A 23182-nucleotide genomic window follows, 5' to 3' on the forward strand; every position below is an offset into this window, starting at 1 on the left:
CATATTTTGATGAAAAAGGTCATTGCTGTTATTTTATTCATACTTTTTTGTCTTTTTATCCGGATTGCAGTAGGAGAGTTATGTATAGTACCTTCCGGTAGTATGGAACCGACACTCCTTTGCGGTGATAGGGTTTGGATAGATAAGATTACGTATGGAGCACGTTTTCCTGCTAGATGGGCGGATATTCCGGTTATCAATGTTTTTACATGGATACGCCCGTTGCGGAAAATGGACAGGAACACTCATTGGAAGTACAGGCGACTTCCTGGAATAGGCTATCCGGAAGTGGGTGATATAGTGGTTTTCAACAGTCCGGAAAGTACGGACCAATTATTAGTAAAGCGAATCACTCGGATAAAGAAGAAGAATGATACTTTGCATGTCAGACGGGACAATTATTTGTTCCTGAGAAAATTAATTGCAGAGGAAGGATGTGATGTGAGGATGAGAAAACGTTCTGTCTATATAAATGGTATTTGCGATTCTATTTATAGGCTCAAACGTACTTATTATTATGTTGAGGGAGATAACTCAGCCGATTCAAGGGATAGCCGGTGTTTTGGATATATTCCGGAAACCTTAATTGTGGGTAAATTTAATTACGTACTGTTTTCTGTTAACAATCTGGGGAATAAAGGCAAAAAGATTAGGTTTGGACGCTTTTTTTATAAAATAACCAGATAGGTCCTGATTCTTTTATCTCACATTGTTCCTGCCAAAGAGTTTGTTTGTAATAATCAACGTAGTTCTTGTAGAACGATGGAATTATAAATTACAAAATAGGTAAAAAGTATTATATCCTTTATAAAGAATGATATGTAGAAAAAGAGATTTTGGCACAAAAAGTGACCTCTTAGCTTGATTTTTTATACCGAATCAATAATATCTTATACATCTTTGGTCATTGCTAATAAATGCATTGTTCTACAAGAACTATGGAATAATGGTCCATTGCATAATAAATTAGGAAAAATGTTGAAAACAAAACAATGTGACTATAAAAGACTATATGAAAAATATGTAGGTCAGATGTATTCATATGGTAAGGCACTCGGTGTTGATGATGATGCGTTGTATGATTTGATTCATGATGTATTCCTACATTTTTTTGAACATCAGAATGAGATTGTCGATAATGATAATGTAAAATATTATCTTTTCCGGTGTTTAAAAAATCGAATGATTTCTGAAAAGCGGAAGGAAGTTACTATGGAAGATATCGATGAATCAGATGATTATCTGTTTTCTATAACTGTGTCCGGACTGGATTATATAGAAGAAGAGGAGGAGCGAAAGGAAATTGCCGAACAAATTGAAAATATGTTATGCAGTCTTACGGGACGACAAAGAGAAGCCATTTATTTACGCTATATGCAAGAATTAGAGTATGATGAAATTGCTGTATTACTGAATCTTACGACTAAGGGGACACGCAAATTAATATATCGCGCAATCGAACGTATGCGTGAGCAATATGGTCCTGTTTTATTTTATTTTTTTCTTTCCGATCATTTTTTTCCATTTTAATGGGGTCATATTTCTTCTTTGTGCGTATTTATTTAAATGAATACTCATAAAAGTAAGGAATGAGCGATAAACAAATACCAGAAATAGTACATAGATTGTTGCATGACCATAGTTTTGTCATGTGGTGTATGGTACCGACCCAAGAGTTGGATATTAAATGGCATGTTTGGATAAAAGAACATCCGGAAAACCAGCGGGCTATTGACGAAGCACGTTTAATATTAAGATCAGTACGGTTGAACGAGTATTCTATTCCGGATGAAAAATCAGAACAAATTTGGCTGAGGTTACAAAACGAAATGCAGCAAAAGCGTTTTAAAAAGCATAATCTATTTATGAGATATGCAGCGGCTTGTGCTGTTTTTGTAACAGTTAGTTTGGCAGGATACTGGTTAATGGATAGAGGTCTATTTTCAGGAAATAATCTGATGACAGGTATCGGTATGGCTATTGACACGGTTCATACGGAGGTTACATTGATAACAAAGGATCACAAAGTCATAAATGTGGAGGACAACACCTTGATCTCTTTCAACTCTGATGTAACGATGAAAAATTCTCCGGATGAAGAACTCGTTGTAAAAAAGATTGAGGCTGAAGGGATTGAAAAGAATATTGATGAGACAGTGATGAATACGTTGGTCGTACCTAAAGGGCGCCGTTCTTCATTATTACTGGCTGACGGTTCTAAAATTTGGATAAACTCAGGGAGCGTGTTGCGTTTCCCTTCCCGGTTTGAAGGTGACGATCGTACTATCGAAGCGGAGGGGGAGATTTATATCGAGGTCGTAAAAAGTGGCAAACCTTTTCATGTGAAAACGGCTAGTTTTACAGTCAATGTGTTGGGGACTAAATTCAATCTTTCCGCTTATGGTGACGAGCAGGCACAATCAGTTGTTTTAGTAGAAGGTAGCGTGATGGTTGACACAAAGGAAGAAGAAAATATACAATTAACTCCAAATCATAAGTTGACCCTTCAGCCTGATAAACACGAAATTAATGAGGTAGATGTTTTAGACTATATCTCCTGGAAAGATGGCGTACTTATTTTTAAAGGAGAAACAATGGAAAATATCCTGATGCGTTTAAGTCGTTATTATAATGTGCAAATTGAATGTGCTCCTGGTATTGCCCTGCGGACAAGTTCCGGTAAACTCGTCTTGTTTGATAACATAGAGCAGGTCATGGAAACTTTTTCAATGCTTTATAATGTTCATTATCGCTTTGAATCAAATACATTACTAATAGAATAATAACTTAAAAAGAATTGCCTATGGAATATAGAATATGAAAAACGCTTGAAATTAAAAGCCCGAACGATGGGCAAGATCGTCCGGACTTGTCAGAAATTTAAATTTTCCAATTAAAAATGAAAAACCTAAAGACATACAAATGTATGAAAAAAATCAGACATATTATTGTATTACTGCTGAGTATGGGTATAACCTGTGCTTATGCAAATAATGAGTCGTTTATTTCGATAGAACAAATACTGGAACAAAAACAGTCCACTATGCTGGACGTTCTTAAATTCATAGAAACCGAGACCGGTTATGTGTTTTTCTATTCCGATGAGATCAAAAGCGAGTTGAATAGAAATGCGCAAACTGGAGTAGTGAAAGGTTCTATACAAGAAATTCTTAATCCGCTGTTTGAGAAGACAGAACTAACTTATCAGATAAATGGTAACCAGGTGGTGGTAAAAAGAAAAGCGGTTTCCGGTCCTGTTTCTTTACCTGCTGTTTCGCAAAAGAAAAGTATAACGGTAACCGGGGTTGTCAGCGATGCGACCGGTGAACCTTTGATTGGGGCGAATATTTGGTTGAAGAACAGTTCTGTTGGGGCTGTTACTGATATTGATGGTAAATATTCAATTAAGATAGATGGTGTCGGCGGTGTTTTAACTTTTTCATATATGGGTATGAAAAGTGTGGATATTGCCGTAAATAACCAGACAACTATCAATGTCACATTGGCTACTGATGATGAAGTTTTGGATGAGGTGGTGGTGGTCGGCTACGGTCGTCAGAAGAAAGAAAGTGTGGTTGGTGCTATTTCTACCGTAGATGTAGCAAATTTAAAAATGCCTGGCTCATCTATTTCCAATGTACTGGCCGGACAGTTGGCTGGTGTTGTAGCAATGACCCGTTCGGGAGAGCCTGGAAAAAATAGTGCTGCTGATTTTTATATTCGTGGTGTATCTTCGTTTAAAGGTAGTTCTACTCCATTAGTGCTGGTTGATGGTATCGAACGTGAACTGGACCTGGTAGATACCGATGATATCGCTTCTTTTTCTATCCTGAAAGATGCTTCGGCTTCAGCTGTGTATGGGGTACGTGGAGCAAATGGTGTTATTCTGATCACAACTAAAAAAGGTAATCTCGGAAAACCCGTTATTAATGTGCGTGCCGAAGCAGGTATAACCAGTCCTACTAAGATGCCAAAGATGGTTAATTCTGCACAATGGGCTGATTTGTATAATGATATCCAGCCGGGATATTACTCTCAGGATGCAATTGATAAATATCGTACCGGTGCTGATCCTGATCTGTATCCGAATGTGAACTGGATCGATGCACTCTATAACGACCTGGCTTCCAACCAGCGTGTTAACCTGAGCATTACAGGTGGTACCGATATTGTGAAATACTATATTTCAGGCTCTTTTTATAATGAAAGCTCTATTTTTAAAAGTGCCGGTAATTTGTATGACTATAATTCGTCTGTTCATTATGATAAGTTCAATTTTCGTGCTAATGTAGATTTGGCTTTAACCAAAAGCACGACATTAAACCTGAATTTGGCAAATATCTATGAAAAATCGTTTGGTCCGGGTGATAGTGATAATGATAACCGAATATGGGAATATACCTATCTGGTATCACCCAACGCTTTCCCTATTGAATATTCGGATGGAACGATTGCTGCTCCGTCAACCGATTCCGGTTATAATCCCTGGAACATGCTTGTGCACTCCGGATATCGCGAACAATTCTGGAACTCTTCGCAATCCCTGATAGGATTGACACAGGATTTTGGAGCTTTATGGGAACCCTTGGAAGGATTAACCGGTAATTTCAAGTTCTCATGGGATGCATGGAATACAACGATTCAACGCCGTAGCAAAGAACCAACCCAGTATCATGCAACTGGAAGAGATGAGAATGGGGATCTTATTTTCGGTTCTCCTGTCCGTACAGGTAGCGGAGAGTTGTCATACGCTATCGGTCGTGACGGAACAATGACTACTTATATGGAAGCTTCATTGAATTACGACCACTTATTCGCAGACAAACACCGTGTAGGAGCGTTGTTCCTTTATAATCATAAAATACATACACGTACGCAGGAAGGGGATAAATTTAAATCTTTACCTTATAAGAACCAAGGTATTGCCGGACGTGTGACCTATGCTTTCAATGATACGTACTTCGCTGAGGCTAATATGGGTTACAACGGTTCAGAGAATTTTGCCCGTGGACATCGCTTTGGCTTTTTCCCTGCTGGTGCTATCGGTTGGATGGTTTCGAATGAAAAATGGTTCAAGCCGCTAACAAAAGTGGTCGATATGCTGAAACTGAAGGGTTCGTATGGTATAGTTGGAAATGACGATATCGGAGGAGAACGCCGCTGGGTATATGAATCGACTATTCTGGTAGGTAATGATGCTGGAGCAGGCCAATGGAATTATGGTTCCGCCGGAGCTAATGGTGGCGGAGGTATTCGTGTTGGAGATGTGGAGAACTTATCTGCATCCTGGGAAGAAGCTACTAAGATGAATGTCGGAGTTGAATTGTCATTACTCGACAAAGTGAGGGTACAAGCCGATTATTTTCATGAAAAACGAACCGGTATCTTTCTTCAGCGTGCCGGCTTACCGGCTATTGTAGGTTTATCGGTTATTCCTTATACGAATATCGGGGAAACAATGAACCAGGGATTCGACGGTACGGTTGAATATACACAGAAGGTCGGAGAGGTATTTCTGACCGGACGTGCCAACTTTACTTACAACCGGAATAAATTGCTGAATAACGACGAACCGGATTGGGAATATAAATATCAGAACAAAATCGGCAAACCGTTTGGTTCGGGTGGCAATTTGCAGCCTTTTGGATTAGTTGCCCTGGGACTTTTCGAAAGCCAGGAAGAAATTGACAATAGTCCCAAGCAATCCTTTGGTGAGTATAGGGTCGGCGATATCAAATATCAGGATATAAACGGTGATGGTCAGATCGATTCACAAGATAAAATCGCTATGGGATTTACAAACCTGCCGGAAATTGTATACGGTTTCGGGGCTACCGCACAATGGAAGAATTGGGATGTGAATGTCTTTTTCCAGGGTGTTAGCCATGTAAATTTCTTTTTAAGCGGGTCTACCATTAAAACACCATTTGGTTCCGGAAATATGGAACGTGCTGCCATCAATGAAGATGTGTATGATAAAGTATGGCGTCCGGGTAATACGGCTGAACAAAATGCTGGTTCGATTTATCCCCGGTTGAGCTGGAGTGGTGCTGTCGGATCATCTAATAATTCACAGACATCCGATTGGTGGATGCGTGACGGTAGTTTTCTGCGCCTGAAAAATTTTGAAGTGGGATATACGATGTCAAAAGGGTTAATGAACAAAACGTTTATCAAATCGTTGCGTTTTTATCTTTCGGGTAATAACTTGTTGACATTTAGTAAATTCAAACTTTGGGATCCGGAAAAAGGGAATGGTGACGGCTCCGGTTATCCTCCTAACAGGGTGATTACCGTAGGTTTAAATGCTAATTTCTAATTCATTAAAAAAGATATATATGAAAGTCTCGATAAAAACTTCTTTTCAAATCATTTGTTTTGCTGTGGGGGTAATATTCTTTTCCTCTTGTAATGATTTTTTGGACAGGCAGGAAGATGAAAAACTGACCTTCGATAAAATATGGGAAACTCGTAATGATACAAGGAGTTATTGGCTCAACTCGATGAGTTTTCTTCCTGATGATGCCGGTGACTTTACGAATTTACCCTGGCTGGGAGCCTCTGATGAAGGAACTGTTACTTATGCCCGCGAACTTCGCTGGATCAATTTCGGATCCTGGAATGCAAGTAATGTCCCTAATTATCAGATGGATCGCTTTTATAAGGGAATTCGTGAATGTAATATTTTTATGCAGAATGTAGATAGATGCTCTGATCCTATTGTCACAAAAGAAGAATTAGCCCAGTATAAAGTGCAGAGTCGTTTTGCCCGTTCTTATTATTACTTTCTGATGATGCGTATTTATGGTCCGGTCTTCTTGTTAGGTGACGAACTGTTGGATTTTACAGCGTCTACGGAGGCTCTTTATCGTCCGCGCAATACATGGGAGGAATGTGTGGATTATGTTGTAAGTGAAATGGAAGCTTGCATTAACGATCCGGCTATGGCTGAAAGTTATTCGGATGCGGAGAAAGGATTGGCTACTAAAGGTACTTGCCAGGCTGTTATTGCTCGTTTGAAACTTTATTCGGCACGTGATTTATTCAATGGTAACAAACTTTATAGTTCTGTAAAGAATCCGGTTACCGATCTGTTTCCCGAATTGTCAGGTGTGAATCTTTTCCCGCAAAATTATGATGCCAATAAATGGTTGGAAGCAGCAAAAGCAGCAAAAGTGTTAATTGATAATCCATTGTATAAATTGTATCGTGCCGGTGACGGTTCTGACCCATATGCTAATTACTATGGTATCACACAGGAATATTGGAATTCAGAGCTTATCTGGTCTACAGGGTATAAAGGACGTTATCAGTTAGGAGTACATACAGTACCGACCGGTATTTCCGGAACTGCTTATGGCGGTGTTGGACCGACACAGCAGCAGGTTGATGCGTATGCTATGAGTAACGGACGTTATCCTATTACTGGATATAACGGAAAAGAACCGATTGTTGACAGAAGTTCGGGATATAGTGTTGATGAGTTCGAAAAGACGACATGGAAATATCCGGCTTGGGGAGGTGCGGGAGAATATGATTTGACGGCTCCTAATATGTATAAAGATCGTGAACCCCGCTTCTATGTGTCTGTATTTTTCGGGGATAACTGGTGGCATCACGGCAGTGGAATGACAAAGATTTCTTTTGCGAAAGGTGCTAACAGTAATAAATCGCATGACTATCCTAAATCCGGATATCTGGTTAATCGTTTTTATGACCATACGCTTAATTCAGCGAGTGGACAATGGGGAAATATTGTATTTCCGACTTTTCGTCTGGCTGAAATGTATCTTAATTTCATTGAAGCGGTACTTGAATGTAAGCGACACAATGTTGCTATGCCCGGAGGTTATGAGGCGCAGGCAATGGAAGTGTGGGCTGATTTGCGTGATCGTGCTGGGTTGGCTCCTATTACTGAAGTTTACCCCAACGCTTCAACAGAAAAGTTGATCGAACTTTGTCGTAACGAGCGCCGGATTGAACTTGCTTTCGAGAATCATCGCTATTTCGATACGCGTACATGGATGATAGCCAAAGATGTTGATGGTGGCCCGATGTACGGAATGAATGCACAATTTCCTGGTAGTGGGGATGTGACTCCTGACGGTTTCTGGGAGAGAACGGTTTTCGAAACACGTGTGTTTGAAGACAATCATTATTTGTATCCTTTCATACAAAGCGAATTGGATAGAAATAAATTGTTAACCCAGAATTATGGTTGGTAATAGAAACCATTCTTACGAATCTAAAAAGAATTATTTATGAAAAAGATTTTAATGATATCGCTTTTGTTCTCTTTAACTGTCGGTTTTGTGGCATGTGATGACAATAAAGATGAATATCTGAGCGACTATAGCACAATTGTCTATTTTAGAAACAGCGGGGAAATACCGTTGACACTCTATAAGACTGGGGAAGATACGGAGTATCAACTAACTGTTAATAAATCAGGCTCAGACCTGGCAAGTGTGACAGATGTAGAAGTGGCAGTATTGGACGATGCGGCTCTGGATGCTTACAATGCACAAAACGGGACTTCTTACGTCAAGCTGCCGGAGAATTGTTACCAACTTGCAGATAACCGGTTGGTGTTCGGTTCGGACAATTTATATAAAATGGCGAACATTGTTTTTAAGACGGATCTTATTTACAACTTGCCGGCTGGTACGAAGTATGTGTTACCCGTTTCTTTGGTAAATTCAGCCGATTCTATCAATTCGGAAAAAGATAAGACTATTTTGATACCATCCGTAGAAATACCTTTCGTTTATTTCGAGCAAACTGGTTTTGTTTCGAATACATTCACCGACGGAGGGGATACGCAGGCTAAGTTTACATTACCGGTCTCTATACCGATGGTTAGTAAATGGACGTTCGATTGTACGGTAGGAGTAGACGAATCTTTACTGGAGGAGTATAACAAAGAGAATGAGACTAATTATGCCATATTGCCACAAAGTGTATATTCACTAAGTAACGATGGAACCGTGTCGTTCGTTCCGGAAGAGAATTCGAAAGATCTGGAGATAACGGTAGACCGTACGAAGCTGGAGTATGGAAACTTTGTTTTGCCGTTACGATTGATTGATTGTTCGAAAGACGGATTTGTGATTGATGCTGCTAAAAACGCTTGTTTATATGGTATTTCATATGTACCGGACGAAAGCAAATTGAAAAAAGTGGAATTGACAGCCGATATGCTTTCTTCAAATGCGGTTGAGCCGTCGGAAGGTTCATTGGCAAATCTGTTGGATGGAGATGTGGAAACTTACTTCCATTCTGCCTGGAGCGTTGCTGTGGAAGGTTCTCATTACCTTCAGGTTGCATTACCGGCAGAGACTACTGCGTTTAATTTCTATTATACGACACGTTCGGCAAATGGCAGTGCCGCACCGGCAAAGATCATTATTGAAGGAAGTCTGGATGGTGTATCTTTTAATAAGATAAGCACGCTGACCGATGGACTGCCGACTGGTGGTAAAGAAACTTATAATTCGAAGATTATGGTAGGAAAGCCGTTTAAGATTATTCGTTTCTCTGTTCCGGAAAATGCGACAGGAGGTAATTTCTTCGTATGGAGTGAATTTGGAATGAAGGTTTTCTAGACTTTATTTCCCAGACATAAGTCTTTTGTTATTAAAGGCGGAAGTATGGTTCATTAGATTCCATATTTCCGCTTTCTTTGTAATTGTTCTATGAAATAATCAAATGCTGTAACTTGAAAAATACTTACCCTTTCTTCTGCTTCTTATACTCCCTCGGTGACATCCCCATCACCTTGCTGAACAGCCGGGAGAAATAATAGGTATCTTCTATCCCTATTTTATAACAGATCTGGTTTACCTTCATATCCGTAAAGTCCAGTAGCTGGCAAGCCTGTTGTATCTTCAGTTGGTTGAAATAAGTCAGGGGGGCATATCCGGTACGTTTGCTGAACAGGACGGAAAAATGGGAAGGGGAATAGCCTATATGGGTTGCCAGGTCTGCTAATGTTATTTTCTTTTCCAGGTTTTCTTTCATATAGTGGATGGCAGCGGTAACGATATCGTTCTGATCCGATTCGTTACGGGCTGCCTCACGATATTGTTGGAGATAACGTAAGGAACCTAAGTAATAATGAAAAGCAGAACAGGCATACAATAAGTTTTCATGGCTGTATCCCATCTCCAATGTGCGGAATATCTCTTCGAAAAGATCATTCCGGTTACTGATCCGGGACTGGACGCTCGGTTTTATTTCGATCGGACGGCTGGCCTGGCCGGCAAAGTAAGAGGCCAGCTTCCCCTTGAAATGTATCCAGTAAATGGTCCAGGGATTCGTATCATCCGAACCGTAGGCATGCGTGACTCCGGCTGGCAGGATAAAATACTGGTTGGCTGTGACCGTATATTCCTGGTCGCCGCAACGGAACCATCCGGCTCCCTCTATACAATAAATGAAGACGAACTGGCAGATCGGCTCTTTCCGTTCACGGAAATGATGCAGGGCCTTCGGGTAATAACCGATGTCCGTAATGTGCAGGATCGATGAAAGCGCGTCTTTCTCCATTTCTTGTATAATAGATTGGGGTAATACAAGGGCCCGTTCTCCGCTAAAACCGTCTTTGAGTTTGATCATGGTACTGGATTTATAGATATGCACAAAGATATGTTATTTATATTATATCTTGTTGTTTTTGGAATGTAAATCGAAAGATTGTCCATCTCTAAGCCAGTTTTATCTATTTCACTATTAACCGGAAACCTGTTTCTTTGCACCATAACTTTAATACTAATGTCATGAAGCGAACAACAGCTTACTTATTACTTATTTGCCTGGTCTCAGCTATGGGCGGATTATTATTCGGTTACGACTGGGTAGTGATCGGAGGTGCCAAGATATTTTATGAACCCTTTTTCGGACTTGAAGGCTCTGCCGCTCTTCGTGGGTGGGCGATGAGTAGTGCCTTGATCGGTTGCCTCGCCGGTGCGTTGCTTTCCGGTGAATGGAGTGATAAGTACGGACGAAAAAAGATGTTGATTATCGCTTCTTTCCTTTTTGTACTGTCTGCCTACGGAACGGGGGCGGTCGACAGTTTTAACTGGTTTATCATTTATCGTATAGTCGGTGGATTCGGTATCGGTATCGCTTCGAACATTTCGCCGGTATATATTGCTGAGGTCGCTCCGGCCTCTGTCCGGGGAAAGTTTGTTTCCCTGAATCAGCTGACGATTGTTTTGGGTATCCTGATGGCGCAGTTGGCTAACTGGCAAATCGGAGAGTACTTTACACAGGGGGGTGAAACGTTGAGTGCCAACAGTATCGAGTGGGCCTGGCGATGGATGTTCTGGGCGGAACTGATTCCGGCCGGATTGTTCTTTATCCTTTCTTTTATTATTCCTGAAAGTCCGCGCTGGCTGGCAACCGTGCAAAAGACGACTCAGGCACGGGCTATCCTACTACGTATCGGTGGAGAGCAATATGCCGATCAGACATTGGACGAACTGGCGCAACTGACCGATAAGAAAGAAGAAAAAGTAAACTGGGGGGCTCTGTTAAAGCCGGGTGTTCGGAACGTGCTCATTATCGGAATCGTATTAGCGATCTTCCAGCAATGGTGCGGTATCAATGTGATCTTTAATTATGCTCATGAAATCTTTTCGGAAGCCGGTTATGCGGTGTCGGATGTCTTGATGAATATTGTAGTGACAGGGGTGACTAATGTGATCTTTACTTTTGTTGCCATCTATACGGTTGACAAATGGGGTAGACGAAGCCTGATGTTTGTTGGTTCGGCAGGACTAGCTGTTATCTATGGAATATTGGGAACCTGCTATTTCTTTGAAGTAAGCGGTTGGCCGATGCTTCTGCTGGTAGTGATGGCGATTGCCTGCTATGCTATGTCTCTTGCACCGGTGGTTTGGGTGGTTCTTTCCGAGATATTCCCTGTAAGGATACGCGGGATGGCAATGGCTATCTCCACATTCTTCCTGTGGGCGGCCTGCTTCCTGCTGACTTATACTTTCCCGATATTGAATGAAGCGGTGGGTGCTTCCGGAACCTTCTGGTTGTATGGTGCCATCTGTTTGAGCGGATTCTTCTTTATACGTGCAAAACTTCCTGAAACAAAAGGAAAAACATTGGAAGAACTGGAAAAAGAATTAACAAAATAAATATACTGAAATGAGTGAAAATGTGAAAGTGTGGGAAGAAGATATCCTTCTTCCTACTTACGGTATTGGCAAAGCCGAAAAGAATCCGATGTTCCTGGAGAAGCGTGTTTACCAGGGAAGCAGTGGAGTGGTGTATCCTTATCCGGTAGTGGAAAAGATTGAAGATACCTGCGAAGAAAAGAGTTATCATGCTGTTTATCTTGAAAACGAATATATCAAAGTTATGATCCTCCCGGAGCTGGGCGGACGTGTACAGATGGCATACGATAAAATCAAAAACCGTCATTTCATCTATTATAACCATGTGATTAAACCAGCTTTGGTCGGTTTGACCGGTCCGTGGATTTCCGGTGGAATCGAGTTCAACTGGCCGCAACATCATCGTCCGAGTACGTTCCTGCCGATCGATTATACGATCGAACGTTGTGCCGACGGCAGTGCCATCGTTTGGGTGAGCGAGCGTGAACGTATGTTCCATCAGAAAGGGATGGTCGGTTTTACCCTTCGTCCGGGACGGGCTGTCCTGGAGATTCAGGGAAAACTGTATAACCCGACACCGATACCGCAGACTTTCCTTTGGTGGGCGAATCCGGCTGTGGCCGTAAATGATGCCTATCAATCGGTGTTCCCTGCCGATGTAAATGCCGTGTTCGATCATGGTAAACGTGATGTGTCACGCTATCCGATTGCTACCGGTACTTACTATAAGATGGATTATTCGGCAGGAGTGGATATTTCCCGTTATAAGAATATCCCTGTTCCTACCTCTTATATGGCAATCCGTTCCAACTATAATTTTGTGGGGGATATGAGAATGATACACGTGCCGGTGTGCTTCATGTGGCAAACCATCATATCTCGCCGGGTAAGAAGCAATGGACCTGGGGTAATGGCGATTTCGGACAGGCCTGGGATCGTAACCTGACAGATTCCGACGGCCCTTATATCGAACTGATGACCGGTGTCTATACCGACAACCAGCCTGACTTCACCTGGCTTCAGCCTTATGAAGAAAAAACGTTTACCCAATACTTCATGCCTTATCGCGAACTGGGTGTGGTGAAGAATGCCTCTTCCGACCTTCTGATGAACCTGGAACCCGATGGAAAGGGCGCTTTATTAAAAGTTTTCGCTACGTCCGTGCAGAATGATTTGCATATTGTCGTGGAGAAATCCGGAGAGGTTTGTCTGGATATTACCCGTGATATTACTCCCGAAAATATACTGGAGGAATTTGTTCCGGTTGCAGATTTGTGCGATGTGAAAGTCTGTATCCGTAACGCAAAAGGGAAGCAGATGTTATACTGGGAACCGGAACCCGATGTGATTAAGGAAGTACCCGAACCCGCCAAAGCGGCTCTTGACCCGAAAGATGTGCGTACCACCGAACAGCTGTATCTGACAGGCTTACATCTGGAACAATACCGCCATGCCACTTATTCGGCAACTGATTATTATGAAGAAGCACTTCGCCGTGATGCGACTGATGTACGTAATAATAATGCGATGGGGTTGTGGTTGATTCGTAAAGGTCAGTTTGCCAAGGCAGAACCTTATCTGCGACAGGCGGTGAAAACACTGACGGAACGTAATCCGAATCCTTATGATGGCGAGCCATTATATAATCTGGGTCTTTCTTTGAAATATCAGGGGAAAACAGAAGAAGCATATGACTTTTTCTATAAAGCCTGTTGGAATGCAGCCTGGCAGGATGCCGGCTACTATTCCCTGGCTCAGTTATCGGCAGCACGCGGGGATTGGGAAGAGGCTCTCTATGAAATAGATAAATCTTTACTTCGCAACTGGCATAATCTGCGGGGACGCCATTTGAAAGCGGCTATCCTTCGCCATCTGGGACGGAAGGATGAGGCACTGGCTTTGATTGAGGATTCTCTACGTATCGACCGTTTTAATTTCGGTTGTGGTTTTGAAAAATATCTGATTACCGGAGTTGAGGCTGACCTGAAAGGATTGCTCGCTCTGATGCGTCCGGAGGCCCATAATTATGAAGAACTGGCCTTGGATTATGCATCTGCCGGCTGTTGGGAGGAAGCATTGATGGCGGCTGAAACGGCTATCGGCCAAAATGTTTCGGGACAGACTATGCTTCATTATTATAAAAGCTGGTTCCTGATTCAACTGGATCGTAAAGAAGAGGCCTTGGCAGCTATCCGTGAAGCGGAACAGCAATTGCCTGATTGTTGTTTCCCCAATGTATTGGAGGCAATTCTTGCTCTACAGTCTGTTATCGGGTTTGCAACAGAAACTCCGAAAGCCTTGTATTATCTGGGTAATTTGTGGTACGACAAGCGTCAGTATCCGGAAGCAATCACCTGCTGGGAGACTTCCATGCAGCAGGATGATACCTTCCCGACCGTCTTGCGTAACCTTTCCCTGGCTTATTTCAATAAGCTGAATAGGCAGGAAGAGGCGGTTACTCTGCTTGAAAAGGCTTTTGCGCTCGATATGACGGATGCCCGTATCCTGATGGAGCTCGATCAGTTGTATAAACGCCTGAATTGTTCGCATGAAGATCGTCTGGCTTTCCTTGAAAAGCATAAAGACATAGCTTTCCAGCGTGATGACCTGTATCTGGAATATGTCACTTTACTGAATCAACTCGGACAATATGAAGAAGCAATCCGTATGATCGATGCCCGTAAGTTCCATCCGTGGGAAGGGGGAGAAGGCAAGGTCCCGGCACAATACCAGCTGGCTCGTGTAGAATTAGTAAAGCAGTTATTAGCTGAAAAGAAATATGAAGAAGCTCTGGCCTTGATTGAGGAATGTTTCATCTATCCGCATAATCTGGGCGAAGGCAAACTATATGGTGCACAGGAAAACGACTTCAATTATTATAAAGCCTGTGCTCTGTCCGGCTTGGGACGTAAAGAAGAAGCGACGGAATTATTCCTGGCCGCCAGTATCGGAAACAGCCAACCGGCTGCCGCTATGTATTATAACGATCAGAAACCGGATAAGATATTCTATCAGGGACTGGCTTTACGTAAGTTGGAACGTGAAGAAGAAGCTCGCGGACGCTTTAATAACCTGATTTCTTATGGCGAAAAGCATCTGTATGATGTCTTTAAGATGGATTATTTCGCTGTATCCTTACCTGATTTACAGATATGGGAAGACGATATGAATAAAAAGAACCGTATCCACTGCAATTACCTGATGGCATTAGGCCACCTGGGATTAGGTAATAACGAGAAAGCAATGAAATATTTCGATATCGCTGCCGAAATGGATAATAACCATCAGGGAGTTCAGATACATCAGAAGATGATCTGATCTTTTCCGATGGCATGAACAGTGCTTTTCATAGTGTATGAACAGTACTGTTCACGGTATATGAACAACGTTGTTCGTGCTATCGGAACAGCATTGTTCATGCCTCTTGAAAAAACTGGTTTTTTATGGCATTTTCGGAGATACTCATTTAAAGAAGAAATAATAAATATGTTGAAGTTTTTTTTATCTATATGTATAACACTGATGTTGCTGACTTCTTGCCAAAAGCCATCGTCAGAGATTTCTTTGGCAGGCAAGTGGCAGTTTGCCATGGACAGTACGGATGTCGGGATAACGGAGAAATGGTTTGAACGTTCGTTTGCTGATAAAATACAGCTGCCGGGAACGACCGATGAAGCGGGATACGGCATTCCGAATACGCTTCCCCCTTCAGTGGAGAAGCCGCAGATTCTTCATCTGACTCGTAAAAACAGTTATGTCGGTCCGGCCTGGTATTCGCGGGAAGTATCCATTCCATCGGATTGGGGAGGGAAGTCTATAGAACTAAAACTCGAACGTGTTATCTGGCAAACTTCTGTTTGGGTAGATGATAACCCTGTGCAGGGAAGTTGTGAAAGCCTGATAAGTCCGCATCGATTCGATCTGACCGGTTATCTGACGCCCGGTAAACACAAACTGACGATTCGTGTGGACAACAGGAAACAACATGATATTACTGTAAACGATATGGCACATGCTTATACCAACGAAACACAGATTATGTGGAACGGTATAATCGGCGATATTTCTCTGATAGCAAAAGAAGCCCTTTCCATCGAAGATTTGCAGGTTTATCCGGACGTATCAGGTAAACAAATCCGTATAAAGGGAAAAGTTTCCAATACGGGTGAAGCTACAGAAGGTTCGCTCTCGATAAAGGTGGAAAATCAAAAAAGTGGATTGGTCGTATCTGCCCTTAAACAAAAAGTGGATTTTCAATCAGGCGAAAACCTTGTAAATCTGACCTGTTCAATGGGGGACTCGATAGAAATGTGGAATGAGTTTAACCCTGTATTATATAAAGTGGATTTAGAGGTGAATGCAGGTTCGGTTAAAACGGAAAGGAGTACAAAGTTTGGCATGCGCGAATTCAGCCGGAATCAATCGGACCTGCTATTGAACGGGAATAAGGTCTTTCTGCGAGGAACACTCGAATGTTGTATCTTCCCGCTGACCGGACGTCCTCCGATGGAACCGGAAGGATGGAAGAAAGTGTTCCTTACGGCTCGCGAATGGGGGTTGAACCATCTGCGTTTCCATTCCTGGTGTCCGCCCGAAGCCGCTTTCCAGGTGGCAGATTCATTGGGATTCTATTTACAGGTAGAGCTTCCGCTATGGTCGGTAAAAGTGGGAGAAGATTCTCATACAAACGACTTCCTGTATGCTGAAGCTGACCGTATACTTGCAGAGTATGGCAATCATCCCTCTTTCTGTTTCTTCAGCCTGGGGAATGAACTGCAACCGGATTTTGAATTCTTATCCCGATTGTTGAAGCATACCAAAGAACAGGACCCGAGACATTTATATACAACCACTTCTTTTACATTTGAAAGAGGACATGGTGACTGGCCTGAACCGGATGACGATTTCTTTATTACGCAATGGACTAAGAAAGGCTGGGTGAGAGGCCAGGGGGTATTCGATTCCCAGTCTCCTTCGTTCGACAAGGACTATATCGCTTCTGTCGAAGGAATGAATGTCCCGCTTGTTACTCATGAGATCGGGCAATATTCTGTTTTTCCTAACCTGAAAGAGATAGGTAAATATACCGGAGTCCTGGATCCTTTAAACTTTAAAGGCGTAAAGCAGGAACTGGAGAAAAAAGGCTTATTGGATAAGGCTGACGATTACCTGAAAGCATCCGGTTATCTGGCGGCTATCTTATATAAAGAAGAGATTGAACGTGCGATGAAAACGGCAGGTTGCAGCGGTTTCCAGTTATTGGACCTGCATGACTTCCCGGGGCAGGGAACTGCTTTAGTCGGATTGCTGGATGCCTTTTGGGATAGCAAAGGTGTAACTGATGCAGAAACATTCCGTCAGGCCTGCTCGCCGGTAACACCTCTGGTTCGTTTCCCGAAAGCAGTTTATACGAGTGGGGAATCTTTTACAGCGTCTGTCGAAGTTGCTAATTTCACAGATAAAGAACTGAAAGATCAGTCTGTTTCCTGGATACTGAAAGATGAAAAAGGAAAAGAAATAGGAAAAGGCATGATGTCCTGCCCTTCGCTGTCAATCGGGTTGAATAGATTGCCGGAGGCTATTACCTGTTCGTTGGCGCAGCAGGAAGCAGCTCGGTTACTCCTGTCCGTTGCTTTGGATAATACTCCCTATAAGAATGAATGGAGTATTTGGGTATATCCATCCCAATTGAATCCGGTGAAGGATGATGTCGTTGTTACCCGTGATTTACGGGAAACTCAGAAGGCGCTTGCCGATGGAAAGAAGGTTTTATATAATCCGGACTATAAAAAGATAGAAGGGTTGGAAGGTAAATTTGTCCCTGTATTCTGGAGTCCGGTTCATTTTCCGAAGCAGGCAGGTTCGATGGGAATTCTTTGTGATGCGTCCCATCCGGCATTCGCCCATTTCCCGACAGGCAATTATACCGATTGGCAATGGTGGTCACTGCTGAAGCAATCAAAAACGATTGTTATGGATACTTTGCCGTCCGTGACCCCTTTGGTGGAAGTTGTCGATAACTTTGCTAATAACCGCCGTTTGTCAAACCTGTTTGAAGCAAAAGTAGGTGAAGGAAAATTGCTTTTCTGCTCAATGGATATATTGTCGGACTGGGAACAGCGTCCGGAAGCCCGGCAGTTGTATTTTAGTTTGCTTGAATATATGAAAAGTGATTCGTTTGATCCGTCAAGTGCGATGGAATCGGATGTTTTGGCTCAATTGTTAAAGTCCGGCCTCTCTTCGGGAGCAAGTAATCCGGAAGATATTTATTGATTAATGTAAAGATGTAACTTATGAAGAAGCTGTTTATCGTATTATTTGCTTTAATGGCAGGGATGACTTGGGCACAGCAATCTCCTGTTACTGCCGGTAGCGACGGAAAGTCGTGGACGTTGGCAACACGTTCTTTTATCTATCAGATCCGTGTTTCGGATCAGGGAAAGGTGAATATGTTCTATTTTGGCGATAAAAGTCAGAATCCGGACATGCTACGGAATCCGCTGGGAGAAGAAATAACTGTCCGTGGCGGTTATTCTGCTACGACACCGATGCTGGAAGCCGTTTTTAAAGACCGGGTAAGGGATATAGAACTTACTTACGAAGGGTCGGAAATACTGACGCAGGATGGGTATGCCACATTGGTTATCCGTCAGAAGGATAACTATTATCCGTTGGCTGTTACCGAATATATCCGTGTTCTGCCGGAATACGATTTGCTTGAGAAATGGGTAGAAATAAAGAATACCGGAAAGAAAGGGAATATTGAAATAGAAAATGCCCAGTCCGGAACGTTCTTTCTTCCGAAGAACGCTTATGAGCTGACGCATCTGTCCGGCAGATGGGGCTATGAATATCAAATGAATGTAACCAAACTGACACAGGGATTGAAGACGATTCAGACAAAAGACCTGCGTTCGTACGGTTCCTCTTTCTTTGCAATCAGACCCGAAGGCGAACAGGAGGAGACTTGCGGCGAAGTATGGTTCGGCTCGTTACAATATAGTGGCAACTGGCGGATGGACTTTGAGAAATATGCTCCCGGCGAAGTTCAGGTTACCGGAGGAATAAATTTCTGGGACCAGTTGTTGGTTCTACAGCCCGGAAAGAGTTTTACCACTCCTAAAATGATGATCGGATATACCAACCGGGGGATGGAAGGTGTTTCGCAGAACCTGGCTTCGTTTACCCGTGAGAAAGTTCTGTATCCTTCTCATCGCGATCAGGTTCGTCCGGTTTTATATAACAGCTGGTATGCTACCACTTTTGATGTGAATGAAGAACATCAGCTGGCTTTGGCAAAGATCGCAAAAGATTTGGGCGTTGAAGTCTTTGTTATTGACGACGGTTGGTTTAAAGGGCGTATCAACGATAAAGGCGGTCTGGGTGACTGGACGGTCGATAAGAATAAATTCCCTAACGGTTTGCAACCGATGATCGAGAAAATCAATGCTCTGGGACTGGATTTCGGTATCTGGATAGAGCCGGAAATGGTAAATCCGAACAGTGACCTGTACCGCCAGCATCCCGACTGGGTGTTCCATTATCCGAACCGCACCCGGCATGAAACCCGTAACCAGTTGATGCTGAACCTGGCACGTGAAGATGTCTATCAGTATTTATATAGCTGCTTCTCTACGTTGTTACGTGAAAACAATATCAAGTTTATCAAATGGGATATGAACAGAGGGGTGACGGAACCTGGATTCCTGTCGGCTCCGACCGATGAACAGCGGGCCGTTCGTATTAAATATATCGAGAACCTGTACCGTTTGTTTGAAACATTGCGTGCGGAATTCCCGGAAGTATGGTTTGAAAACTGTGCCGGAGGTGGCGGCAGGGTAGACTTGGGTATGATGGCCCGTACCGATTTCTGCTGGGCAAGCGACAATACCGACCCGGTGGAACGTACGTTTATCCAGTATTCTTTCCTGAATGCTTTCCCGTCTAATTCAATGATTAGCTGGGTGACGCAGGAAGATTGGCATAACCAGAGGCATCCGCTTGAATTTAAGTTCGATGTATCCCTGTGCGGTGTCCTGGGTGTTGGTTATGATATTACGAAATGGTCTGATAAGGAAAAAGAGGTTGCCCGTGAGAAGATTGCTCTTTATAAAGAAATCCGTGAAACAGTTCACAAAGGTGATCATTACCGTCTGATATCGCCTTACGAACATAACCGGAGCGTACTCCAGTTCGTCAATAAACCAAAATCGGAATCAGTTGTGTTTGTGTATAATCTGGCGGAATATCCGGATAATGCCATACCGGAAACCAAACGTTCTAAAAAGGTAAAGCTGCGTGGTCTGGAACCTGATGCCTCTTACCGGATTGAAGGTATGGATGGTCTTTATGCCGGTCGTCTGTTGATGAATATCGGAGTGGAATTTCCCTTGTACGGAGCATTCAAAAGCCGTATATTTAAGATTGTAAAACAATAATACATGGTTTGTCAGATGAATTTATTGTCTGCATCAGCATTCAGCGGAGAGGGCTCAACCTTTTCCGCTGAATTGGTTACACTAAAGAACCGTAATGGCCTTGTCGCCCAATTCACCAATTATGGTGCCCGTTGGGTGAGTATGTGGACACCCGACCGTGATGGCTGTATGGGGGATATTCTCCTTGGTTTCGATACGCTCGACGGCTATTTGACGGCAGGCGAGCAATATCATGGTGCGATAGTGGGCCGTGTCTGCGGACGAATTAATAATGCCCGTTTTACCTTAGAGGGACAAGAGTTTTTACTGGCTTCCAATGATGCCTATGGAAAACCTGTCCGCAATCATTTGCACGGTGGAATGGCCGCTTTTCACAATCGTTTCTGGAAATCCCGCCTGTTTGTCACTCCTTCCGGAGAGGAAGCTGTTGAATTTACAACCTGTTCCCCAAACGGGGAAGAAGGCTATCCGGGAAACCTCGAAGTAAAGGTGACTTACTTGCTGAAAGATAATAATACCCTGCGGATGGAGTGCGAAGCAACAACCGACCGCCTAACACCTGTCAATCTCACGAATCATGCTTTCTTTAACCTGCAATCATCTTCTGGTATTACGGATAAAAAGAATGTTTTATCTCACAATCTAACCCTGAATGCTTCCGCTATCATTGAATGTGATAATGAATTAATCCCTACGGGCCGGTTATTACCTGTAAACGGTACCTTGCTGGATTTCCGTTTGCCCCACACTATTGCTTCGTCTTTGACAGAAGAACATTCACAAATACAAAAAGGCAAAGGTTTTTCCCTGGCGTATGCTCTGGACGGAGAAAGTGGTGGAGAATTGAATTTTGCTGCTTGTTTATCAGATGAAATCAGCGGAAGAAAGATGGATATTTATACAAATCAACAATCTGTGCAGGTATATAACGGTTATTTTATGGACGGAACGGATATTGGAAAGGGGGGTACTCCTTATTATGCCAGTGCCGGTATCGCTATCGAAACCCAGGGATATCCGGATGCTCCGAACCAGCCGTCTTTCTCCTCTATCTTGATTGATAAAGTGGAAAAGTACCGGCATATCACTGAGTATTGTTTTCTTTCGGATTGAAATTTACCCTTACTTTGTTTCTTTATCAGAGCGAATTTACCCCTACTTTGTTCCATTTGAGCGCATAATTTACCCTTACTTTGTGCCTTTGCTGAATATAATTGTTATCTTTGTCATTGTATAACAGTATGATATATGGAATTTCGAAGAAACATAGAAGATAAGTTAAAGGCATGGAGCCAGTCACCTTTCCGGAAACCGTTGGTTTTGCGGGGAGCCCGACAGGTAGGAAAGACTACGGCTGTGAAGCAGTTCGCTGTCAATTACGAACAGTTTATTTACCTGAATCTGGAAACGGATGATGCAAAATCGTTTGAGGGAGAGCGTGATATACACAAAATAGTTGATCGGATCTTTTTCTTGAAAGATGGCGAAAAGGGGAAGGCTGATACATTAATCTTTATAGATGAAATTCAGGAAGTCCCGTCTGCTTTGAATATGCTGCGCTATTTTTATGAAGAATATCCGGAATATCATGTGATTGCTGCCGGTTCTTTGTTGGAATCGCTTTTCGATCGGGATGTCAGTTTTCCGGTAGGGCGTGTGGATTATCTTTATATGTATCCGTTTACGTTCGGTGAATTTTTGGAAGCTTTGGGCGAAAAGAATGCATTGAATGCCTATCGTCAAGTTCCGGTTCCTGATTATGCGGTTGATAAATTGATGCAGCTATTTCATACCTATACGCTGGTAGGAGGAATGCCTGAAGCGGTGTATCGTTATGTAGTCACAAAGGATTTATCGCAGGTCAAACCTGTATATGATTCGCTTCTTCTGTCTTACCTGGATGATGTGGAGAAGTATGCGAAAACAACGAATCAGATGCAGGTGATGCGCCATTGTATCCGTTCTTGTTTTGCGGAAGCGGGTGAGCGCATCAAGTTTGCCGGATTCGGGGAATCGGCTTATTCTTCGAAAGAAGTAGGAGAAGCGATGCGTACTTTGCGTAAGGCGTTAATTCTGCATCTTACTTATCCGACAACGCAGACGATGCTTCCTTTTACCCCTGATATTAAACGGTCACCTCGTTTACAGGTATTGGATACCGGCATGCTTAACTATTTCTCTAATATACAGAAAGAAGTGTTTACTTCTAAAGACTTGAATAATCTTTATAAAGGAAGGATTGCCGAGCATATCGTAGGGCAGGAACTGATTGCTCACTCTGATAATTATCTGCAACCTCTTCAGTTTTGGATAAGAGAGCAAAAAACTTCCAATGCAGAGGTTGATTTCTTATATCCTTCTGCTTATGGCCATATACCTGTGGAAGTGAAAGCGGGAGCTACCGGACATTTGAAATCATTGCTGATGTATATGGATTTATCCGGAGCATCTTTGGCGATTCGTTTGTATGCAGGACCTTATCACCAGGAAGAAATTAAGATTTCCGAAAGCAAGAGTTTTACTCTTATAAATATGCCGTATTGTCTAACAGGTATGTTGTCTGCTTATATTGAGTCGTATATGGCTATTAAGGAACGCGGATGACGCTAGCTT

At 42.7% G+C, this 23182-nt stretch carries 12 protein-coding genes and 1 pseudogene; 12 read left to right on the forward strand and 1 reads right to left on the reverse strand.

What is annotated here, in order from left to right:
- Window positions 1-9: 9 nt before the first annotated feature.
- The 6 genes from lepB (at window position 10) to C825_RS02465 (ending at window position 9605) form a co-directional block, all read left to right on the forward strand.
- The gene (gene lepB / locus C825_RS02440; RefSeq protein ID WP_010801277.1) at window positions 10-687 is read left to right on the forward strand and encodes a signal peptidase I; all 678 of its coding nucleotides are present in this window, start codon (window positions 10-12) and stop codon (window positions 685-687) included.
- 288 nt (window positions 688-975) lie between these two features.
- Window positions 976-1530, forward strand: coding sequence for an RNA polymerase sigma factor (locus C825_RS02445; protein WP_010801278.1), 555 nt, complete (start codon window positions 976-978; stop codon window positions 1528-1530).
- Window positions 1531-1589: 59 nt separating this feature from the next.
- Complete coding sequence (locus tag C825_RS02450; RefSeq protein ID WP_010801279.1) at window positions 1590-2783, forward strand: FecR family protein; 1194 nt, start codon at window positions 1590-1592, stop codon at window positions 2781-2783.
- Window positions 2784-2926: 143 nt separating this feature from the next.
- Window positions 2927-6319 carry a SusC/RagA family TonB-linked outer membrane protein gene (locus tag C825_RS02455; protein WP_009860590.1) on the forward strand — a complete coding sequence of 1131 codons (3393 nt, stop codon included), beginning with the start codon at window positions 2927-2929 and terminating at the stop codon, window positions 6317-6319.
- Window positions 6320-6338: 19 nt separating this feature from the next.
- Entirely contained in the window at window positions 6339-8225 is a 1887-nt protein-coding gene (locus C825_RS02460) for a RagB/SusD family nutrient uptake outer membrane protein (RefSeq protein WP_009860591.1), read from the forward strand.
- Window positions 8226-8261: 36 nt separating this feature from the next.
- A complete protein-coding gene (locus tag C825_RS02465) occupies window positions 8262-9605 on the forward strand; it encodes a BT_3987 domain-containing protein (protein WP_009860592.1) in 1344 nt (447 codons plus the stop codon).
- Between the two features lie 124 nt (window positions 9606-9729).
- Here the strand turns inward: C825_RS02465 and C825_RS02470 are convergent, their stop codons facing one another.
- On the reverse strand, window positions 9730-10617 hold the full coding sequence (locus tag C825_RS02470; protein ID WP_044215019.1) for an AraC family transcriptional regulator: 888 nt from the start codon (window positions 10615-10617) through the stop codon (window positions 9730-9732).
- A gap of 161 nt (window positions 10618-10778) precedes the next feature.
- Between C825_RS02470 and C825_RS02475 the strand changes: the two genes are divergently transcribed.
- From C825_RS02475 to C825_RS02500, 6 genes and pseudogenes are all read left to right on the forward strand, one after another.
- The gene (locus tag C825_RS02475; protein WP_010801280.1) at window positions 10779-12152 is read left to right on the forward strand and encodes a sugar porter family MFS transporter; all 1374 of its coding nucleotides are present in this window, start codon (window positions 10779-10781) and stop codon (window positions 12150-12152) included.
- A 10-nt stretch (window positions 12153-12162) separates the two neighbouring features.
- Window positions 12163-15449, forward strand: a pseudogene (locus C825_RS02480) (tetratricopeptide repeat protein).
- Window positions 15450-15617: 168 nt separating this feature from the next.
- On the forward strand, window positions 15618-18404 hold the full coding sequence (locus tag C825_RS02485; RefSeq protein ID WP_010801282.1) for a glycoside hydrolase family 2 protein: 2787 nt from the start codon (window positions 15618-15620) through the stop codon (window positions 18402-18404).
- Window positions 18405-18424: 20 nt separating this feature from the next.
- Window positions 18425-20569 (forward strand): alpha-galactosidase, encoded by a 2145-nt coding sequence (locus tag C825_RS02490; RefSeq protein ID WP_010801283.1) that lies wholly within the window; start codon window positions 18425-18427, stop codon window positions 20567-20569.
- A gap of 15 nt (window positions 20570-20584) precedes the next feature.
- Window positions 20585-21682 (forward strand): aldose epimerase family protein, encoded by a 1098-nt coding sequence (locus C825_RS02495; protein WP_228100162.1) that lies wholly within the window; start codon window positions 20585-20587, stop codon window positions 21680-21682.
- A 135-nt stretch (window positions 21683-21817) separates the two neighbouring features.
- Window positions 21818-23173, forward strand: coding sequence for an ATP-binding protein (locus C825_RS02500; protein ID WP_010801285.1), 1356 nt, complete (start codon window positions 21818-21820; stop codon window positions 23171-23173).
- Window positions 23174-23182 lie beyond the last annotated feature (9 nt).

This window comes from Parabacteroides sp. ASF519, from assembly GCF_000364265.2.
GTDB classification, from domain to species: domain Bacteria; phylum Bacteroidota; class Bacteroidia; order Bacteroidales; family Tannerellaceae; genus Parabacteroides; species Parabacteroides goldsteinii.

Coding starts and splice junctions, on each gene's coding strand:
- lepB (WP_010801277.1), top strand. CDS start 10: ATGAAAAAGGTCATTGCTGTTATTTTATTCATACTTTTTTGTCTTTTT.
- C825_RS02445 (WP_010801278.1), top strand. CDS start 976: ATGTTGAAAACAAAACAATGTGACTATAAAAGACTATATGAAAAATAT.
- C825_RS02450 (WP_010801279.1), top strand. CDS start 1,590: ATGAGCGATAAACAAATACCAGAAATAGTACATAGATTGTTGCATGAC.
- C825_RS02455 (WP_009860590.1), top strand. CDS start 2,927: ATGAAAAAAATCAGACATATTATTGTATTACTGCTGAGTATGGGTATA.
- C825_RS02460 (WP_009860591.1), top strand. CDS start 6,339: ATGAAAGTCTCGATAAAAACTTCTTTTCAAATCATTTGTTTTGCTGTG.
- C825_RS02465 (WP_009860592.1), top strand. CDS start 8,262: ATGAAAAAGATTTTAATGATATCGCTTTTGTTCTCTTTAACTGTCGGT.
- C825_RS02470 (WP_044215019.1), bottom strand. CDS start 10,617: ATGATCAAACTCAAAGACGGTTTTAGCGGAGAACGGGCCCTTGTATTA.
- C825_RS02475 (WP_010801280.1), top strand. CDS start 10,779: ATGAAGCGAACAACAGCTTACTTATTACTTATTTGCCTGGTCTCAGCT.
- C825_RS02485 (WP_010801282.1), top strand. CDS start 15,618: ATGTTGAAGTTTTTTTTATCTATATGTATAACACTGATGTTGCTGACT.
- C825_RS02490 (WP_010801283.1), top strand. CDS start 18,425: ATGAAGAAGCTGTTTATCGTATTATTTGCTTTAATGGCAGGGATGACT.
- C825_RS02495 (WP_228100162.1), top strand. CDS start 20,585: ATGAATTTATTGTCTGCATCAGCATTCAGCGGAGAGGGCTCAACCTTT.
- C825_RS02500 (WP_010801285.1), top strand. CDS start 21,818: ATGGAATTTCGAAGAAACATAGAAGATAAGTTAAAGGCATGGAGCCAG.